Origin of the sequence: Xanthobacter sp. NM-25, from assembly GCF_022138605.1 — a bacterium.
Lineage (GTDB): Bacteria > Pseudomonadota > Alphaproteobacteria > Rhizobiales > Xanthobacteraceae > Xanthobacter.
Genome location: NZ_JACBFS010000003.1, coordinates 380813 through 398462 on the forward strand (window position 1 = coordinate 380813; position 17650 = coordinate 398462).

At 68.6% G+C, this 17650-nt stretch carries 17 protein-coding genes; 14 read left to right on the forward strand and 3 right to left on the reverse strand.

All coding sequences use genetic code 11. The features are described from left to right. Positions 1 to 204: 204 nt before the first annotated feature. From exbB to thiL, 10 genes are all read left to right on the forward strand, one after another. Positions 205 to 1287, forward strand: coding sequence for a tonB-system energizer ExbB (gene exbB / locus MEU52_RS10540; RefSeq protein ID WP_238121231.1), 1083 nt, complete (start codon positions 205 to 207; stop codon positions 1285 to 1287). A 23-nt stretch (positions 1288 to 1310) separates the two neighbouring features. Further along, entirely contained in the window at positions 1311 to 1820 is a 510-nt protein-coding gene (gene exbD / locus MEU52_RS10545; protein ID WP_238121232.1) for a TonB system transport protein ExbD, read from the forward strand. Beyond that, positions 1817 to 2668: a TonB family protein gene (locus MEU52_RS10550; protein ID WP_238121233.1), complete on the forward strand. Its 852-nt coding sequence runs from the start codon at positions 1817 to 1819 to the stop codon at positions 2666 to 2668. Before exbD ends, MEU52_RS10550 begins: the two co-directional genes overlap by 4 nt. A gap of 256 nt (positions 2669 to 2924) precedes the next feature. Further along, on the forward strand, positions 2925 to 4238 hold the full coding sequence (gene glyA / locus MEU52_RS10555; protein ID WP_238121234.1) for a serine hydroxymethyltransferase: 1314 nt from the start codon (positions 2925 to 2927) through the stop codon (positions 4236 to 4238). A 27-nt stretch (positions 4239 to 4265) separates the two neighbouring features. Beyond that, on the forward strand, positions 4266 to 4781 hold the full coding sequence (gene nrdR / locus MEU52_RS10560) for a transcriptional regulator NrdR (RefSeq protein ID WP_238121235.1): 516 nt from the start codon (positions 4266 to 4268) through the stop codon (positions 4779 to 4781). After that, positions 4778 to 5929: a bifunctional diaminohydroxyphosphoribosylaminopyrimidine deaminase/5-amino-6-(5-phosphoribosylamino)uracil reductase RibD gene (gene ribD, locus MEU52_RS10565; protein WP_238121236.1), complete on the forward strand. Its 1152-nt coding sequence runs from the start codon at positions 4778 to 4780 to the stop codon at positions 5927 to 5929. The genes nrdR and ribD overlap by 4 nt, the downstream gene beginning before the upstream one ends. Position 5930: 1 nt before the next feature. Then, positions 5931 to 6542 (forward strand): riboflavin synthase, encoded by a 612-nt coding sequence (locus MEU52_RS10570; RefSeq protein ID WP_238121237.1) that lies wholly within the window; start codon positions 5931 to 5933, stop codon positions 6540 to 6542. Between the two features lie 123 nt (positions 6543 to 6665). Further along, positions 6666 to 7157 carry a 6,7-dimethyl-8-ribityllumazine synthase gene (gene ribH, locus MEU52_RS10575; RefSeq protein WP_238121238.1) on the forward strand — a complete coding sequence of 164 codons (492 nt, stop codon included), beginning with the start codon at positions 6666 to 6668 and terminating at the stop codon, positions 7155 to 7157. Continuing rightward, a complete protein-coding gene (gene nusB, locus MEU52_RS10580) occupies positions 7154 to 7636 on the forward strand; it encodes a transcription antitermination factor NusB (RefSeq protein WP_238121239.1) in 483 nt (160 codons plus the stop codon). Before ribH ends, nusB begins: the two co-directional genes overlap by 4 nt. A gap of 1 nt (position 7637) precedes the next feature. Then, the gene (gene thiL, locus MEU52_RS10585; RefSeq protein ID WP_238121240.1) at positions 7638 to 8648 is read left to right on the forward strand and encodes a thiamine-phosphate kinase; all 1011 of its coding nucleotides are present in this window, start codon (positions 7638 to 7640) and stop codon (positions 8646 to 8648) included. Positions 8649 to 8675: 27 nt separating this feature from the next. Here the strand turns inward: thiL and MEU52_RS10590 are convergent, their stop codons facing one another. The 3 genes from MEU52_RS10590 to MEU52_RS10600 form a co-directional block, all read right to left on the reverse strand. Continuing rightward, positions 8676 to 9110: an EamA family transporter gene (locus MEU52_RS10590; protein ID WP_238121241.1), complete on the reverse strand. Its 435-nt coding sequence runs from the start codon at positions 9108 to 9110 to the stop codon at positions 8676 to 8678. An 81-nt stretch (positions 9111 to 9191) separates the two neighbouring features. Beyond that, positions 9192 to 10028: a hypothetical protein gene (locus MEU52_RS10595; protein ID WP_238121242.1), complete on the reverse strand. Its 837-nt coding sequence runs from the start codon at positions 10026 to 10028 to the stop codon at positions 9192 to 9194. A gap of 63 nt (positions 10029 to 10091) precedes the next feature. After that, complete coding sequence (locus MEU52_RS10600) at positions 10092 to 10877, reverse strand: hypothetical protein (protein WP_238121243.1); 786 nt, start codon at positions 10875 to 10877, stop codon at positions 10092 to 10094. A gap of 225 nt (positions 10878 to 11102) precedes the next feature. On the opposite strand from MEU52_RS10600, the gene dnaE reads away from it, so the two are divergent. From dnaE to pyrH, 4 genes are all read left to right on the forward strand, one after another. Next, on the forward strand, positions 11103 to 14564 hold the full coding sequence (gene dnaE / locus MEU52_RS10605; protein WP_238121244.1) for a DNA polymerase III subunit alpha: 3462 nt from the start codon (positions 11103 to 11105) through the stop codon (positions 14562 to 14564). A gap of 221 nt (positions 14565 to 14785) precedes the next feature. Continuing rightward, positions 14786 to 15790: a 30S ribosomal protein S2 gene (locus MEU52_RS10610; protein WP_238121245.1), complete on the forward strand. Its 1005-nt coding sequence runs from the start codon at positions 14786 to 14788 to the stop codon at positions 15788 to 15790. A gap of 109 nt (positions 15791 to 15899) precedes the next feature. Then, positions 15900 to 16823, forward strand: coding sequence for a translation elongation factor Ts (gene tsf / locus MEU52_RS10615; RefSeq protein WP_238121246.1), 924 nt, complete (start codon positions 15900 to 15902; stop codon positions 16821 to 16823). A gap of 19 nt (positions 16824 to 16842) precedes the next feature. After that, entirely contained in the window at positions 16843 to 17616 is a 774-nt protein-coding gene (gene pyrH, locus MEU52_RS10620; RefSeq protein ID WP_273546158.1) for a UMP kinase, read from the forward strand. Positions 17617 to 17650 lie beyond the last annotated feature (34 nt).

Below are 17650 nucleotides of genomic sequence, written 5' to 3' on the forward strand. Positions count from 1 at the left end.
GTTGACTGGTATTTCCATAATGTGCGGTCCGGCGCCCCTCTCGGGCCTGTTGGGGGGTTAGCGAACGCAGCAAATGGCGCTATAGATGCGAGCGCGAGCCATTTCCCGAGTGCGGGATCGCCAGCGACCTCCGTTTTTTTGCAATTCCGGTGACGCGCGATGCCCTATTGCTGTTGTGCCCCGCTGTCTCAGACGGCGTCTTTCATGCGTTCTGTTTTCGGTGCGGCGTTTCTCACGGTGATCTGCGGCGTCGCTGGACCGGCACTGGCTCAGAACGAACCGACACCCGCTGCGCCGGCGGCACAGTCGTCCACGCCTTCGAGCGCGGCCGCCCCTCAGGGCGCTGCACCGGCCAGCCTCACGCCTGCTGCTGCCGTACCGGCTACCGGCGTCTCGACGCCGCGCCCCGCCGCGGCGACTCCCACCGCGGTCACGCCTCCGGCGCCGGCAGGCGTGCCGGGTGAGTCTGCCGCAACGACGCCTGCCGCAACGACGCCCGGCGCCGAGGGCGCGGCCGCTGCGCCGACCGAAGTGGTGTCGCCGCAGGATGCGGCCGCTCCGGCCCCTGCGTCAGGGCCCTCGCTGCTGCCCCATGACCTGTCGCCCTGGGGCATGTTCATGGCCGCCGACATGGTGGTCAAAGCGGTGATGATCGGCCTGGCCTTTGCCTCCGTGGTGACGTGGACCGTGTGGTTCGCCAAGTCGATCGAACTGCTGTTCGCCCGCCGTCAGGTCAATCGCACCCTCAAGGCGCTGCGCGCGGCACCGACCCTCGCGGCCGCCGAACGGGCCATGCCCCAGGGGCGCGGCCCGGGCCCGGCCACGGTGCGCGCGGCCGTCTCCGAATGGGAAACCTCGTCCGGTCTGCCGGCGGAGGGCATCAAGGAGCGCGTCGCCATCTCCCTCAGCCGCATCGAGGCGGCAGCCGGGCGGCAGATGTCCGTGGGCACCGGCGTTCTCGCCACCATCGGCGCCACCGCTCCGTTCGTGGGCCTGTTCGGCACCGTCTGGGGCATCATGAACAGCTTCATCGGCATCTCGAAGGCGCACACCACCAATCTGGCGGTGGTGGCGCCCGGCATCGCCGAGGCGCTGCTGGCCACCGCCATCGGTCTGGTGGCGGCGATTCCAGCCGTCATCATCTACAACGTGTTCGCGCGTGCCATCGCCGCCTATAAGGCCCGGCTTGCCGATACGTCCTCGGAGGTGATGCGGCACCTGTCGCGGGATCTCGATCGCGCTGCCCAGGGTAAGCGCGGGCCGAGCCTGCGCGCGGCGGCCGAGTGAGCGGCGGATAGAGGGCGCGACCCATGGCAGCCAACCTCTATCACGGGGGGGACGACCTCCCCGAGAATCACGAAATCAACGTCACGCCGTTCATCGATGTGATGCTGGTGCTGCTCATCATCTTCATGGTCGCGGCGCCGCTGGCCACCGTGGACGTGAAGGTGGACCTGCCCACCTCGAATGCGCAGCAGCAGCCGCGGCCGGACAAGCCCCTGTTCCTCTCGTTGAAGAGTGACCTGTCGTTGGCCCTGGGCGATGATCCCGTCAGCCGCGCCGGGCTGCGGGCGGCGCTCGATGAGGCGACCGGCGCCGATCGCGAGCAGCGGGTGTTCGTCCGGGCCGACAAGACAGTGGATTATGGCGCGGTGATGGAGCTCATGAACGCCCTGCGTTCGGCGGGCTATCTCAAGGTCGCGCTGGTGGGCCTGGATGGGGCCTCCGCCGGCGGGGCGCCGGCCGCACCCGCCACAGGCGCCTTGCCCGCCGTCGGTGCGCCATCCGCGGCGGCGCCGTCCGCTGGGGCAGCCCAGTGAGCGCGGTCCATTGGCACGATTTCGACCGCCACCATCTGCGTGACTCCCTCCTGCGCTGGGCGGCGGCGGGACTGCTGATCGTGCTGGTGCACACGGTCTTCGTCTATGGCGCGCTGTTCTGGCGTAAGGTGGAAGCCGCCTCGGCGCCGCCGGCGGCGGTGATGATCGAGCTTGCGCCCATGCCGGTGAGCGCGCCCTCGCAGGTGGAGGACGTGGCGCCGGGGCCGCAGATGGTGCAGGCGCCCGAGCCCACCCAGGACGATGCGCCGGATGTCGTGGAGGACAGCACGCCGCCGCCGCCCGAGCCGCTGCTTGAGCAGGCGCTGGACAAGCTTCCGGAGCTGCCGCCGGCACCCATGATCTCCGAGGTGACGCTGCCGATGCCGCAGCCCAAGCCCGAGATCAAGGAGGAGGAAAAGCGCAAGCCCGATCCGGAAAAGAAGCCGGAGAAGAAGAAGGCCAAGCCGTCGCGCCGCCCGGCGGCGCCGACTACGGCCGCCGCGCCCCGCTCGGAGGCCGCGCCCTCCCGCACGACGGCGGCGCCCTCACCGGGCATCAGCGCCAGCAATTCGCAGGCGCGGGCGTCCTGGGCGTCTATGGTTTCGGCCCATCTCAACCGCTTCAAGCGCTACCCGCCGGGTGCGCAGAGTCTCTCGGGGCGGCCGACGGTGCGCTTCTCGCTGGATGGTTCGGGCCGGGTGACGTCGGCGCGGCTGGTGCGTTCGTCCGGGTCCTCGGTGCTCGATGCCGAGGCGGTGGCGACCGTTCAGCGGGCCTCGCCGTTCCCGCGGCCACCGGATGGAAACGGCGCGACCTTCTCCGTTCCGGTGAACTTCACCCGGCGCTGAGCGGCCCCGCGCCACGGACCCGGCGAACAGACCATGTGACATTTCGATACGGGCGGCCGTCAGGTCGCCCGTGCGCTTGTTGACGCGGAGGCGCCCCGCCGGATGCGCCGCATGCGCGCACCGCAGGCCCGATGCGCGGACATCTCGGCCGACGGGCCCTTACGCCTTTGGACTTGGCGGCGGCCCTATGATAAGCGACCAGCTTCCGATTGCGGCGCCAGGTGGCGCCCAGCTTGTTTGGATTTGGAGACCTGCCATGGCCTCGCAGGACGCGAACCCCGCCTCCGTCACGGAGGAAATCAACCGCTTCTTCACCGCCACTCTCGCGGAGACCGATCCGGAGATCACGGCTGCGGTGAATGCGGAGCTGGGGCGTCAGCGCGACGAGATCGAGCTCATCGCTTCCGAGAACATCGTGTCGCGCGCCGTCCTCGAGGCGCAGGGTTCGGTGCTCACCAACAAGTATGCGGAAGGCTATCCCGGCAAGCGCTATTACGGCGGCTGCCAGTTCGTGGACGTGGCCGAGAACCTCGCCATCGAGCGTGCCAAGAAGCTGTTCGGCTGCGACTTCGCCAATGTGCAGCCCAATTCCGGCAGCCAGGCGAACCAGGGCGTGTTCTTTGCCACCATGCAGCCGGGCGACACCTTCCTCGGCCTGAACCTCGCCGCCGGTGGCCATCTCACCCACGGCTCGGCCGTCAACATGTCCGGCAAGTGGTTCAAGGCGGTGCCCTACACGGTGCGCCAGGAGGACCAGTATATCGATTATGAGGAGGTCGCTCGCCTCGCCGACCAGCACAAGCCGAAGCTGATCGTTGCCGGCGGCTCGGCCTATCCACGCATCATCGACTTCCCGAAGATGCGTGCCATCGCCGACAGCGTTGGCGCGCTGCTGATGGTGGACATGGCTCATTTCGCGGGCCTGGTGGCCGGCGGGGCGCATCCCAGCCCGTTCCCTCATGCCCATGTGGTGACCACCACCACCCACAAGACCCTGCGCGGCCCGCGCGGTGGCATGATTCTCACCAATGACGGGGATCTGGCCAAGAAGATCAATTCGGCCATCTTCCCCGGCATCCAGGGCGGCCCGCTGATGCATGTCATCGCCGCCAAGGCGGTGGCGTTCGGCGAGGCGCTGCGTCCCGAGTTCAAGCTCTATGCGAAGAACGTGGTGGAGAATGCCAAGGCCCTGGCCGAGACCCTCAAGGGCCACGGCTTCGCCATCGTTTCCGGCGGCACCGACACGCACCTGATGCTGGTGGATCTGCGGCCGAAGAAGCTCACCGGCAAGGTGTCGGAAGCGGCCCTGGGCCGGGCCCACATCACCTGCAACAAGAACGGCATCCCGTTCGATCCCGAAAAGCCGTTCGTGACCTCGGGCGTGCGTCTCGGCACCCCGGCGGGCACCACCCGCGGCTTCGGCGTGGCGGAGTTCCAGCAGATCGGCAATTTCATCGCTGAGGTGCTGGACGTGCTGTCGCAGAAGGGGGCAGACGAGGATTCGCTGGTGGAAGCGGCGGTGCGCGAGAAGGTCTCCGCGCTGCTCAAGCGCTTCCCCATCTACCCCTGAGACGTGTGCGTCGGAGGCGGTTGACTGATGCGGTGCCCCTATTGCGGGAGCCTCGACACCCAGGTGAAGGACTCCCGTCCCACCGAGGACAACACCGCCATTCGCCGCCGGCGCATCTGCCCCGATTGCGGCGGGCGCTTCACCACTTTTGAGCGCGTGCAACTGCGCGAGCTCATGATTGTGAAGCGCGCCGGCCGGCGGGTGCCGTTCGATCGCGACAAGCTCGCCCGCTCGGTCCAGGTGGCGCTGCGCAAGCGCCCGGTGGATCCCGAGCGGGTGGAGCGCATGATCACCGGCGTGGTGCGCCAGCTGGAAAGCCTGGGCGACACCGACATCCCCTCCCACACCATCGGTGAACTGGTGATGGAAGGGCTGAAGCAGATCGATGACGTGGCCTATGTGCGCTTCGCCTCGGTCTATCGCGACTTCCGCGAGGCGAAGGATTTCGAGCACGCGCTGGCGGAGCTCTCTTCGGACGGCACGCCGGTCGAGGGGAGCGCCGCTGAGGACGGCGGGCGCAAGCCGCCGCGCGCGGGAGAATGACCAGCGAGATGGTGCCGCTGCAGCAGGTCTCCTCCCCGGAGGAGGACGAGCGCTTTATGGCCGAGGCTCTGGCCGTGGGGCAGACCGGTCTTGGCCGCACCTGGCCCAATCCATCGGTGGGGGCGGTGGTGGTGCGGCATGGTCGGAACGGACCCGAGGTGATCGGTGCCGCCGCCACGGCCGCCGCTGGCCGGCCCCATGCGGAGCCGCAGGCTCTGGCGCAGGCCGGGGAGGGCGCCCGCGGCGCCACCCTCTATGTCACCCTGGAGCCCTGTTCCCACCATGGCCGCACGCCGCCGTGCGCCGATGCGGTGATCGCCGCCGGCGTCCGTCGGGTGGTGGCGGCCATCGAGGATCCCGACCACCGGGTGAAGGGCCGCGGCGTGGCGCGCCTGCGTGCCGCCGGCATCTGGGTCACCGTGGGGGTGGGGGCCGAGCAGGCGCTCGCCGATCACGCCGGCCACATCCGACGGGTCACCGAGGGGCGGCCCCATGTGCTGTTGAAGCTGGCGGTTTCCGCCGATGGCAAGGCAGCCCTCCCGGGTCCGCGCCCGGCGGTGGTGACGGGACCGGAGGCGCGCGCCCGCGCCCATCTCATGCGGGCCCATGCGGATGCGATTCTGGTAGGTGTGGGCACGGTGAAGGCCGATGACCCCATGCTGACCACCCGTCTCGAAGGCTATGAGAAGCGCTCGCCGCTGCGCATCGTGCTCGACAGCGCGTTGTCGTTGCCCCTCGATTCCGCTTTGGTGCGCACCGCCTGCGAGGTCCCGGTGTGGGTGGTCACCGCTGAAGATGCACCGGCGGATCTCGAGGCGGCGCTGGTGGAGCGCGGCGTGGAGGTGCTGCGCGTGCCCCGCGGCGGCCCCGAGGGGCGGCTCTATCTGCCCGCCGTGCTGAAATTGCTCGGCATGCTGGGCCTCACCCGGGTGATGGTGGAAGGTGGTCCGACCACCGCCGCCGCCTTCCTTGACGCTGGCCTGGTGGACGAGGTGGCCGCCTTCACCAGTCCGGTGGTGCTGGGCGCCGATGCGGTGCCGGCGCTGGCCGGGCGGCCGCTGGCGCGGCTGTTCGCGCCGGTGGGCTTCGTCGAGGTGGAGCACGAGGATCTGGGCCCCGATCATCTCGTGCGGTTGTGGAGGCGCTAGAATGTTCACCGGCATTGTCACCGACATGGGCGAGATTCTCTCCGCCGTGCCCCATGGCGAGGTGAAGACCCTCACCATCGCCACCGATTACGAGGCGTCCGGCATCGCGCTCGGCGCCTCCATCGCCTGTTCCGGCGTGTGCATGACAGTGACGTCGGTGGCGGCGGACGGCCCGCGCAGGGCGCGCTTCACCGTGGATGCCGGGCCCGAGACCCTGGCCATCACCACCGTCGCCGCATGGCAAGCCGGGCGGCGCATCAATCTTGAACGCTCGCTGAAACTTGGCGATGAGCTGGGCGGCCACATGGTGTCCGGCCATGTGGATTCCACCGCCAAGGTGCTGAAGCGGGAAGATCTGGGCGAGACCACCCGCTTCCTGTTCGAGGTGCCCCAGGGGCTGGCGCGCTTCGTGGCGGTGAAGGGCTCTGTGGCCCTCGATGGCACCTCCCTCACGGTTAATACCGTGGAGGGTAACACCTTCTCCTGCCTGCTCATTCCCCACACCCTGGCGGTCACCACCTGGGGCGGCGTGGGCGCGGGCGACCTCGTCAATTTCGAGGTGGATGTGATGGCCCGCTATGCGGCGCGACTCGCCGAGTTCCCGCGCGCCTGACGGGCTATCAGCCCGGCGCATTCGGCGGGCGGGCAGGTGCTCTGCAGTTCCGGCACACGCGGTGCGCTTGCGCGGCGCGGCGCGCTCTTGTACGCCTCGCGCCTCAGTTTCGGAGACGGTCCCATGGTGACGACGCGCAGAGAAGGCTCACAGGAAGCCAATGAGCTGCTGGAGGGCGCGCGGGTGCTCATCGTCGAGGCGCGCTATTATGAGGCGCTGGCCGACGAGCTTCTGGCCGGCGCCCGCGCGGTGCTGGAGGCCGCGGGTGTCGAGGTGGTGGTGATCACCGTGCCCGGCGCCCTGGAGATTCCGGTGGCGGCGGAAATCGCCCTCGACGCGGCGGAGATGTCCGGCGATGCGGTGGATGCGGTGGTGGGGCTTGGCGTGGTGATCCGCGGCGAGACCTATCATTTCGAGATCGTCGCCGGCGAATCGGCGCGCGGCCTCATGGATCTGGGCATCGGCCACGCCCTGCCCATCGGCAACGGCATCCTCACCGTGGATACCGAGGCGCAGGCCTGGGAGCGCGCGCGGGTGAGCGAGGGGGACAAGGGGGGCGGTGCCGCCGCCGCGGCCTTGTCGCTGCTGCGGCTCAAGCGAGGGCTTGAGCAATGACCGAGGCGCCGGCCAAACCCATGAAGAAGAGCGCGGCCCGCCTGGGGGCTGTGCAGGCGCTCTATCAGATGGATCTCGCCCAGACCCCGCTCAACGACATCTTCGCGGAGTTCGAGAGCCACTGGCTCGGCCAGGAGGTGGAGGGCACGCAGATGCCCGATGCCGACGTGAAGCTGTTCCGCGCGGTGGTGGAAGGGGTTCTGGAGCAGCAGCGGGTGATCGACCCGATGGTGGACAAGGCCCTGTCGCGCGGCTGGCCGCTGCGGCGGGTGGAAGCGGTGCTGCGGGCGGTGCTGCGGGCGGGGGCCTATGAGCTTCTGGCGCGCAGCGACGTGCCGGCGCGGGTGGTCATCGCCGAATATGTGAACGTCGCTGGCGCCTTCCTCGACCGGGACGAGACCGGCATGGTCAACGCGGTGCTGGACAATCTCGCGCACGATCTGCGCGCCGCCGAGTTCAACGGCCCGGGGGCGGCCTGAGATGACCGCCGGCGGGGCGCGCGGCACCGGCGAGGATGAGGTCATCAGCCGCTTCCTGCGCCCCATCGCCGACGCCCCGGAGGCGCGCGGCCTGCTGGATGACGCCGCGCTGCTCTCCCCGCCCGAGGGCTGCGACCTGGTTCTGACCAAGGACGCGCTGGTGGCGGGGGTGCATTTCTTTCCCGACGATTCTCCGGCCAGCATCGCACGCAAGGCCCTGCGCGTGAATCTTTCCGATCTGGCCGCCAAGGGCGCGCGCCCGCTGGGGGCGCTGCTGGCGCTGGCGCTACCGCACAATGACGTTGGCCGCGAGGCGTGGATGACGGCCTTTGCCGCGGCCCTCGGCGCCGACGCCCGCGCCTTCGCATGCCCCTTGCTGGGCGGCGATACCGTCTCCACAGCCGGTCCGCTGACGCTCTCCGTCACGGCCATTGGCTGCGTGCCCAAGGGCAGCTTCGTGCCGCGCACCGGCGCTGCGCCCGGCCAGGCCATCGTGGTGTCGGGCACCATTGGCGATGCGGCGCTGGGCCTCGCCTTGCGGCAGAACCCGGAGCGGTCAGCCTTCGCTGCGCTCTCCAGCGACCTGCGCGCCCATCTGCTCGATCGCTATCTGCACCCCCAGCCGCGCCTGGCTCTGGCGCCGGCGCTGCGCGCCCATGCGGCGGCGGCCATGGATGTCTCCGACGGGCTGGTGGGGGATCTGGCTAAAATGTTGGCTGTGTCCGGGTGTGGCGGGCATATCGAGGCCCATCGGGTACCGCTGTCGGCTGCGGCTGCGGCCGCGGCGCGGGCGGAACCAGCGCTGGCGCGCGACGCGCTGACCGGCGGGGATGATTACGAGATTGTCGCCTGCGTGCCCCATGAGCGCCTGCACGCTTTTATCGCTGTGGCCGCGTCGGCCGGGGTGCCCCTTGCCGTCATCGGCGAGACCCGAGCCGAAGGCGGGCTCGATGTGCGCGACGCCGGCGGCCATCTGCTGGTGCTGGAGCGCACCAGCTACAGCCACTTCTGATCACCCGCCTGGCCACGCCGTGGGCCTCTAGCCGAGGGCCACCAGCACCGATCCGGTGCCGATGAGCAGCACGCCCAGGCTGGCAACGGCGGAAAGGCGCTCGCCGAGGAACAGCACACCGAACAGGGCCACCAGCACCACGCTCAGCTTGTCGACCGGCGCCACCTGGGCGGCGGCGCCCATCTTCAGGGCGCGGAAATAGCAGAGCCACGACGCGCCGGTGGCGAGACCCGACAGCAGCAGGAACAGCCAGGTGCGGCCGGTGATGGTGCCGGGCGCACGCCATTGGCCGCCGGCGAAGGCGATCGCCGCCACCAGCGCCAGGATGATCACCGTGCGGATGAGGGTGGCGAGGTCGGAGGGGATGTCGGCGACGCCAACCTTGGCAAAAATCGCAGTGAGCGCCGCGAACCCGGCCGAGAGCAGCGCCCAGAACAGCCAGGAGGTGGTGAGGGAGGACATCGCGGATCTCCGGGAGCGGTGGACGCGGACTCGGCCGATCATAGCCGATGCCGGGCGCTCCGGAGCGCCCGGCGGCGTGCCTCACGGGCGCGGGGCCGGCGACAACAGCTGCTCAGGCAGGGGATAGGCGGCGGCGATGCGGTCGGCGAGCGCCAGCATGTCCGCCGAGGCGGTGCGCGCGTTGGTGTTCAGGCGGGCAGGCGGCTGCGGGCGGGCGCGATCGAGGCCCAGCCGTCCCAGCAGGTGCCGCCAGGGCTTTGCGCCAGGCGCGGCCGCGCGGGCGAGGGCCGGCGGGGCCCCCAGGATGTCCAGCAAGGTTTCGATGACCCCAATGCCCTGACAGGCGGCATCGTAGGACAGGATCGTCATCGGCCCCGTTGCTGCGGCCCGCCAGCGCGCGACGAAGGCGGGATAGTCGAAATAGAACACCCAGTCCCCATGCGAGCGGCGATAGCCGTGTTCCAGGATCTCGGTGGTGAAGGTGACGAAATCGTCCGTGTCGCCATGTTTCTGCAGCTCGTGATAGAGCGAGATCGCGTAATCGCGTGTGTTGCGCAGGAACAGAATGTAGTGCGGGCTCCAGCCGCTGGCACGAATCTGCGTCTCGAACCTGGATAGAAGCTCGGGTCGGTCCACCAGATACTCGAAATCTTCGGAGGACAGCACGGCGCAGCGGGCGCGGACCCCGGCCAGCTCGCGCGTCAGATCCGTGAGCGTGCCGTAGCGGTCCTCGGAACGCGGATCGGCCCGCAGCGACCAGGCGATATTATGCTGCCCCGCAGATCCGGGGGACACGCGGCCGGCAACGGGGACATGAATGCTCCGCCGGGCCAGGCGATCTTCATATTGCTTCAGAAACACCTGGATCGACGTGGTGCCGGTCTTATGGGTTCCGATGTGAATATACAGCGGCGGCATGGGCCAATCTTATTCGTTGGATGCCGTCATATACACGTTCGCGGTGCCGGCGGTGAGGGCCGTCTAGAAGCTGTGGGCCGCCACGTTGAGGGCGGCGCTGATCTGGCGGCGATAGGCCTCGCCGAACTTGTCGTCGATCAGCCGGGCACCGGCGCGCATCTCGTCGGTCACCGCCGACTTGGCCACATTGATGCGCCGCTGCCGCAGCTCGGCGAGCCGGGCGGGCAGCCCCAGGCTGGAGATGAAGGTGGGGATCACGCCACGGCCCTTGGTCGCGGCGTCATAGGAATATATTCTTAAATCCCCCTGGCTTGCGGCTCGCCATTGGGTGACGAAGGCATTGAAATCCACGAACAGGGTGCAATTGCCCGGGGGTTCATAATAGCCGTCGGCGAGCACGCGGTTCAGGTATTCGTCGAACCCGACGTCGATGTTCTGATTGGCGAATTCCTGGTAGAGCGAAATCGCGTAGGGGCCCGGGGCGCGCAGGTACAAGAGGTAGACGGGTGCCCAGCCACCGGCGCGCAGTTCCGCTTCCAGCGCGGCGATCTCGTCGGGCCGGTCCACCAGGAATTCCAGATCCTCGGCGGAAATCACCCCCTGCACGGGATTGGCGCGGTTGAGCTCGTCGACCAGCTCCCTGACGCCACCCCAGCTTGGATTGGCGCGGCTGTTGCCGAGCAGTGTCCAGGCGATGTTGTGGTGTCCGGACGAGCGGGAGGAGGGGCACCCCGCCTGCGGCACATAGGTGCCGTAGGCGCGCAGCTTGCGCGCGTGGCGGTTCAGGTACCACTGGATCGATGTGGTGCCGGTCTTGTGCGTGCCGATATGGATGAAGAGCTGTCGCATCCCGTGTCCGCTGCCACCTTCCCTTCGGCAGCATTCCCCTATGGGCATGCCTTAGCAGAGGTCGGGAGTCCTCGCCAAGCGCCGGTTGCGTGCATGTGTGCCGGCATTGGCGCAACGGCCGGCAGTGGCATTGACCAAGGCGGCATTGACCAAGCGGGGGCGCAGGTGTCTTCTCCCGCTTTGCCCGCTGCGGGCGTCTTCATCCGACTTTGGGTCCGCCACGCCATGTCCGATCCCGGCTTCGTGCATCTGCATGTCCATTCCGCATATTCGCTGCTGGAAGGGGCGTTGACGGTGGGCAAGCTGGCCGACTTCCTCAAGGCGGACGGCCAGCCCGCCATCGCCTTGACCGATACCGGCAACCTGTTCGGTGCGCTGGAGTTTTCGGAGAAGATGTCCGGTGCCGGCATCCAGCCCATCCCCGGCGTCTCGCTGGCGCTCGACCTGCCGGAGCCGCCCGGCCAGCGGGGCGTCATCCGCCCCCGCAAGCCGCGAATCGTGCTGCTGGCCCAGCGGGAGGATGGCTGGCGCAATCTCATGGCGCTGGTCTCCCGCTCCTATCTGGAGACGCCGAGCGACGAGGAGCCGCGCATTCTGCTGGATTGGCTGGCGGACGCCTCCAGCGGCCTGATCGCGCTCACGGGCGGGCCGGCCGGCCCCCTCGATCTGGCGCTGGCCGGTGGCCATGAGGATTTCGCCGCCGACCGGTTGGACAAGCTCGCCGGCATCTTCGGCGATCGGCTCTATCTGGAGCTTCAGCGCCACGGCACCGATGCCGAGCGGCTGGTGGAGCCGGGACTGATCGACCTTGCGTATGCCAAGGGCATTCCCCTGGTGGCCGCCAACGAGCCGTTCTTCGCCGCGCAATCGGACTACGAGGCCCACGACGCGCTGATCGCCCTCGCGGAAGGCAAGATCATCGCCGATGGCGAGCGCCGCCGGCTGACCCCCGAGCACCGCTTCAAGACCCGGGCGGAAATGCTGGAGCTGTTCGCCGATCTGCCGGAGGCCACCGCCCATTCGGTGGAGATCGCCAAGCGCTGCGGCTACCGGGTCCGCACGGTGAAGCCCATCCTGCCGCGGTTCACCACCGCTGCCGAAAGCGAGGCGGGGCAGGACGCGGAAGCGGCGGAGGCGGCCGAGCTGGAGCGCCAGGCGAAGGAGGGCCTCGCCCAGCGGCTCGCCAAGCACGGGCCGGCCGAGGGGCTGGATGTGGCCGCCTATGAGGAGCGGCTCACCTATGAGCTCTCCATCATCAACCGCATGAAGTTCCCCGGCTACTTCCTGATCGTGTCGGACTTCATCAAATGGGCCAAGGCCCACGGCATTCCGGTGGGGCCGGGGCGTGGTTCGGGCGCCGGCTCGCTGGTGGCCTATTCGCTGCAGATCACCGACCTTGATCCGCTGCGCTTCCATCTGCTGTTCGAGCGCTTCCTGAATCCCGAGCGCGTCTCCATGCCCGACTTCGACGTGGACTTCTGCCAGGAGCGCCGCGACGAGGTGATTCATTATGTGCAGGAGCGCTACGGCCGGGCCCAGGTGGCGCAGATCATCACCTTCGGCACCCTGCAGGCGCGCGGCGTGCTGCGCGATGTGGGCCGGGTGCTGGAAATGCCCTATGGCCAGGTGGACAAGCTCTGCAAGCTGGTGCCGCAGAACCCCGCCCACCCGGTGACGCTGAAGCAGGCCATCGAGGACGAGCCGCGCCTGCAGGCGGCGCGCGACGACGAGGAGGTGGTGAAGCGCGCCTTCGACATCGCCGTGAAGCTGGAGGGGCTGAACCGCCACGCCTCCACCCACGCCGCCGGTATCGTGATCGGCGATCGCAAGCTGCACGAGCTGGTGCCGCTCTATCGAGACCCCAAGTCCGATATGCCGGTCACCCAGTACAATATGAAGTGGGTGGAGCAGGCGGGCCTGGTGAAGTTCGACTTCCTCGGCTTGAAGACACTGACCGCCATCGACAAGGCGGTGAAGCTGGTGCGCCAGCGGGGCATCGATCTCGACATCTCGAAGATCCCGCTGGACGACCCCAAGACCTACGCCATGCTGGCCAAGGGCGAGACGGTGGGCGTGTTCCAGGTGGAAAGCGCGGGCATGCGCCGCGCCCTGGTGGACATGAAGGCCGACCGCATCGAGGACATCGTCGCCCTGGTGGCGCTCTACCGGCCGGGCCCCATGGCCAACATCCCGGTCTATTGCGACTGCAAGCACGGCCGCGCCCAGCCGGACTATATCCATCCCAAGCTCGAGCCCTATCTGAAGGAGACCTTCGGCGTCATCATCTACCAGGAGCAGGTGATGCAGATCGCCCAGGCGCTCTCGGGCTATTCGCTCGGTGAAGCCGATCTGCTGCGCCGCGCCATGGGCAAGAAGATCCGCGCCGAGATGGACAAGCAGCGCGCCCGCTTCGTCGAGGGCGCCATGGCCGGCGGTGTGGAAAAGGAGATGGCGGACCAGATCTTCGACGTTCTGGCCAAGTTCGCCGACTACGGCTTCAACAAGTCCCACGCCGCGGCCTATGCGCTGGTGGCCTACCAGACCGCCTGGCTGAAGGCGAACTACGCCACCGAATTCCTCGCCGCCTCCATGACCATGGATATGGGCAACACCGACAAGCTGGCGGAATTCCGCCAGGAGGCCCAGCGGCTCGGCATCAAGGTGCTGCCGCCCTCCATCAACCGCTCGTTCCGTGAATTCGCGGTGGAGAATGGCGAGATCATCTATGCCATGGCCGCCATCAAGGGGGTCGGCGGCGCCGCGGTGGATGCGCTGGTCGAGGCGCGCCAGGGCAGGCCCTTCAAGAGCCTCGCTGATTTCGCGGCCCGCCTGCCGGTGAAGATGGTCAATAAGCGGACCCTCGAAAGCCTGATGGCGGCTGGCTGCTTCGATGAGCTGGAGAAGAACCGCGCCCGCGCTTTCGCCGCCATCGACCCCATCGTGGCCGAGGGCCAGCGGGTGGAGGCGAACGCCGCCTCGGGGCAGAACGATATGTTCGGCTCCGGCCCGGTGGCGGCCAAGCTGCCGATTCCCGATGCCGCCCCCTGGCTGCCGGCGGAGCGGCTCAAGCGGGAATATGATGCGGTGGGCTTCTTCCTCACCGGCCATCCGCTGGATGATTATGCCGCCGCGCTGCAGAAGATGCGGGTGCAGAGCTTCGCCGAATTCTCCCGCGCGGTGCGCGCCGGCGCCGCTGCCGGACGGCTCGCGGCCACCGTGGTTTCGCGGCAGGAGAAGCGCACCAAGTCCGGCACGCGCATGGGCATCATCGGCCTGTCGGATCCCTCGGGCACCTTCGAGGCGGTGATCTTCTCGGAAGCGCTGGCCCATTATCGCGACCTGCTGGAGCCCGGCACGCCGCTGCTGATGATGGTGGCGGCGGAGCTCAATGGCGAGGATGTGCGTGTGCGCATCAATTCCTGCGAGCGGCTCGACGAGGTGACGTCTCGCACCCACCGGGCGCTGCGCATCTTCGTGCGCTCGCCCGAGCCGCTGGAGGGCATCGCCCGCCGCCTGGAAGCGGGAATCGGCCAGACCAAGCGCGACGGCGAGGTGAGTCTCGTCCTGCTCATGGACGACGGCAAGGCGGAGGTGGAAGTGCGCCTCGACGGCAAGTTCCCCGTCTCTCCACAGATCGCCGGGGCCCTCAAGGCGATTCCCGGCGTGGTCGCGGTGGAGGCGGCTTAAGGCGCTGCGGCGCCTGCAGGTATGGGCGCCCGCTAGTGGCGGGTTTTGCGAGCCGGGTCCGTTCCGCGCTGCGGTGGTGCTGCCCCCTTGCCTCCGACGGCCCCTTCGCGTATATGCGCCGCCATCCCGCACGCGGACATTCGGCCCCATGGCCATCCGGTGCCCTTGGTTCCTGACGGATCGAGGGTACGTCCGCGGAGGTTCAACCGGAGATTAAGACAATGGCGCTCCCCGATTATTCGATGCGTCAGCTGCTGGAAGCTGGCGTGCACTTTGGGCATCAGTCCCACCGTTGGAACCCCAAGATGGCTCCGTACATCTTCGGCGTTCGCAACAACATCCACATTCTCGACCTGTCGCAGACCGTGCCGGCGCTGCATCGCGCGCTGCAGGCGGTGTCCGACACCGTGGCCCAGGGCGGCCGCGTGCTGCTGGTCGGCACCAAGCGCCAGGCGCAGGACGCGGTCGCCGATGCGGCCCACCGTTCCGCCCAGTATTTCGTGAACCACCGCTGGCTCGGCGGCATGCTCACCAACTGGAAGACCATCTCCAACTCCATCGCCCGGCTGAAGAAGCTGGAGGAGATGCTGGCGGGTCCTGAGCAGGGCTCCGGCTACACCAAGAAGGAGCGTCTCACGCTCTCCCGTGAAAAGGAGAAGCTGGAGAAGGCCCTCGGCGGTATCCGTGACATGGGCGGCCTGCCCGACCTCCTGTTCGTGATCGACACCAACAAGGAAGACATCGCCGTGAAGGAGGCTCAGCGCCTCGGCATTCCGGTGGCGGCCATCCTCGACACCAATTGCGATCCCGACGGCATCGCCTTCCCGGTGCCCGGCAACGACGACGCCGGCCGCGCCATCCAGCTCTATTGTGATCTGATCGCCCGTGCCGCCATCGACGGCATCGGCCGCAGCCAGAGCGATCTCGGCTTCGACGTGGGCGCCGAAGAGGCGCCGCTGGTGGAAGAGCTGCCGGCCGTGGGCGGCACCTGGATCGCTTTCGAGCCCCTGTCCGGCCCCCGTGGCGTGGCTGACGATCTCAAGAAGCTCACCGGCGTGAGCCCGGAGATCGAGCAGAAGCTGAACGACCTGGGCGTCTTCCACTTCTGGCAGGTCGCCGGCCTCGATCCGGTCGATGCCGCCCGCATCGGCGAAGAGGTGGGTCTGCCGGGCCGCGTGGACGGCTGGGTGGCCCAGGCCAAGGAGATGTCGGCCGAGGTCGAATGATCTCGTCGCAGGGCTGATAGGAAATGTAGGTAATGGGGGCGCGGAGCGTCCCCGACGGCCGGCTCGGGACAACCCTGGCCGGCCGTGGCGCGAGAAGAAGGGATTGAACATGGCTGCGATCACCGCCGGGCTGGTGAAGGAACTGCGCGACAAGACCGGCGCAGGCATGATGGACTGCAAGTCCGCGCTCACCGAGACGAGCGGCGACGTCGAGGCCGCCATCGACTGGCTGCGCAAGAAGGGTCTCGCCAAGGCCGCCAAGAAGGCCGGCCGCGTGGCCGCCGAGGGCTTGGTGTCCGTCGAGTCCGCCGGTCACCATGCCGCCGCTGTGGAAGTGAATGCGGAAACCGACTTCGTCGCCCGCAACACCGATTTCCAGGCGTTCGTGCGCGAGGTGGCGAAGGTCGCCCTCAACACCGAGGGTACCCTGGAGGCGGTGGCTTCCGCCAAGTTCCCTGGTGAGGACGTCACCGTCGCCGACAAGCTGACGGCGCTCATCGCCACCATCGGCGAGAACATGACCCTGCGCCGGGCCGCCAAGCTGACCGTGTCGGCGGGCGTGGTGGCCACCTATGTGCACGGCCAGGTGGTCGAGGGCCAGGGCCGCATCGGCGTGCTGGTGGCGCTCGAGTCCACCGGCGACGTGGAGAAGCTGTCGGCGCTCGGCCGTCAGATCGCCATGCACGTGGCGGCGCTCAACCCGCTGGCGCTCGACGCCTCCGGCATTCCCGAGGAGACCATCGCCCGTGAGAAGGCGATCCTGCTCGAGAAGCACCAGGGCAAGCCCGCCAACGTGCAGGACAAGATCGCCGAGAGCGGCATGAAGAGCTTCTTCAAGGAGAACACCCTGCTCGATCAGGCGTTCGTCCACGACGGCTCCAAGTCCGTGGCCCAGGTGCTGAAGGAGGCCGAAGGCCAGGTCGGCGCTCCGGTCAAGCTCACCGGCTTCGTGCGCTATGCCCTCGGCGAGGGCATCGAGAAGGAAGAGAGCGACTTCGCGGCCGAGGTGGCTGCGGCCGCCGGTCAGTCCTGACCGGTGGGAGGTTGCGCCAATGCCGGTCTCCATCTCCGACGATTCGGATGTTCCCGACCCGGTGGTGCCCTATGGGGCGCCGGGTCTGCCGTATCCACGGATCCTGGTGAAGGTGTCCGGTGAGGCGCTGATGGGGCCGGAGCCCTTCGGCCTCCATCCTCCAACGGTCGCGGGCATCGCCCGCGACCTGGTCGCGGCCCGGGCGTTGGGCTGCGAAGTGGCGGTCGTGGTCGGCGGCGGCAACATCCTGCGCGGGGCGCGGGTGGCCGGCGAGGATCTCGACCGCGCGACGGCCGACCACATGGGCATGCTCGCCACCGTGATGAACGGGCTGGCGCTGGAGCAGGCCATCGAGAAGGCCGGTGCCCCCGCGCGCACCCTGTCGGCCATTCCCATGCCGACGGTGTGCGAGCCCTATGCGCGCCAGCCCGCCATGCGGCACCTGCGGCGCGGCCGCATCGTCCTGCTGGCCGGCGGCACCGGCAATCCGTATTTCACCACCGATACCGGCGCCGTGCTGCGCGCGGCAGAGCTCGATTGCGACGCGGTGTTGAAGGCCACCAACGTGGATGGCGTCTATACCGCCGACCCGAAGGTGGATCCCACCGCCACCCGCTATGAGCGCCTCACCCACGACGAGGCCCTGGCCCATGACCTGAAGGTGATGGACGCCGCGGCTTTCGCGCTGGCGCGGGAAGCGGCGTTGCCCATCATCGTGTTCTCGATCCGTGAGCCCGGCGCCATCGCCGCCGCGGTGACCGGCACGGGGCGGGTGACGGTGGTGGCGCCGTGAGCTGCTGAACGGCGGTCGGTGGCGCCTGGATCCG

Coding starts and splice junctions, on each gene's coding strand:
- glyA (WP_238121234.1), top strand. CDS start 2,925: ATGGCCTCGCAGGACGCGAACCCCGCCTCCGTCACGGAGGAAATCAAC.
- ribD (WP_238121236.1), top strand. CDS start 4,778: ATGACCAGCGAGATGGTGCCGCTGCAGCAGGTCTCCTCCCCGGAGGAG.
- MEU52_RS10600 (WP_238121243.1), bottom strand. CDS start 10,877: ATGCGACAGCTCTTCATCCATATCGGCACGCACAAGACCGGCACCACA.
- MEU52_RS10610 (WP_238121245.1), top strand. CDS start 14,786: ATGGCGCTCCCCGATTATTCGATGCGTCAGCTGCTGGAAGCTGGCGTG.
- exbB (WP_238121231.1), top strand. CDS start 205: ATGCGTTCTGTTTTCGGTGCGGCGTTTCTCACGGTGATCTGCGGCGTC.
- tsf (WP_238121246.1), top strand. CDS start 15,900: ATGGCTGCGATCACCGCCGGGCTGGTGAAGGAACTGCGCGACAAGACC.
- thiL (WP_238121240.1), top strand. CDS start 7,638: ATGACCGCCGGCGGGGCGCGCGGCACCGGCGAGGATGAGGTCATCAGC.
- exbD (WP_238121232.1), top strand. CDS start 1,311: ATGGCAGCCAACCTCTATCACGGGGGGGACGACCTCCCCGAGAATCAC.
- MEU52_RS10595 (WP_238121242.1), bottom strand. CDS start 10,028: ATGCCGCCGCTGTATATTCACATCGGAACCCATAAGACCGGCACCACG.
- nusB (WP_238121239.1), top strand. CDS start 7,154: ATGACCGAGGCGCCGGCCAAACCCATGAAGAAGAGCGCGGCCCGCCTG.
- MEU52_RS10590 (WP_238121241.1), bottom strand. CDS start 9,110: ATGTCCTCCCTCACCACCTCCTGGCTGTTCTGGGCGCTGCTCTCGGCC.
- nrdR (WP_238121235.1), top strand. CDS start 4,266: ATGCGGTGCCCCTATTGCGGGAGCCTCGACACCCAGGTGAAGGACTCC.
- dnaE (WP_238121244.1), top strand. CDS start 11,103: ATGTCCGATCCCGGCTTCGTGCATCTGCATGTCCATTCCGCATATTCG.
- ribH (WP_238121238.1), top strand. CDS start 6,666: ATGGTGACGACGCGCAGAGAAGGCTCACAGGAAGCCAATGAGCTGCTG.
- pyrH (WP_273546158.1), top strand. CDS start 16,843: ATGCCGGTCTCCATCTCCGACGATTCGGATGTTCCCGACCCGGTGGTG.
- MEU52_RS10570 (WP_238121237.1), top strand. CDS start 5,931: ATGTTCACCGGCATTGTCACCGACATGGGCGAGATTCTCTCCGCCGTG.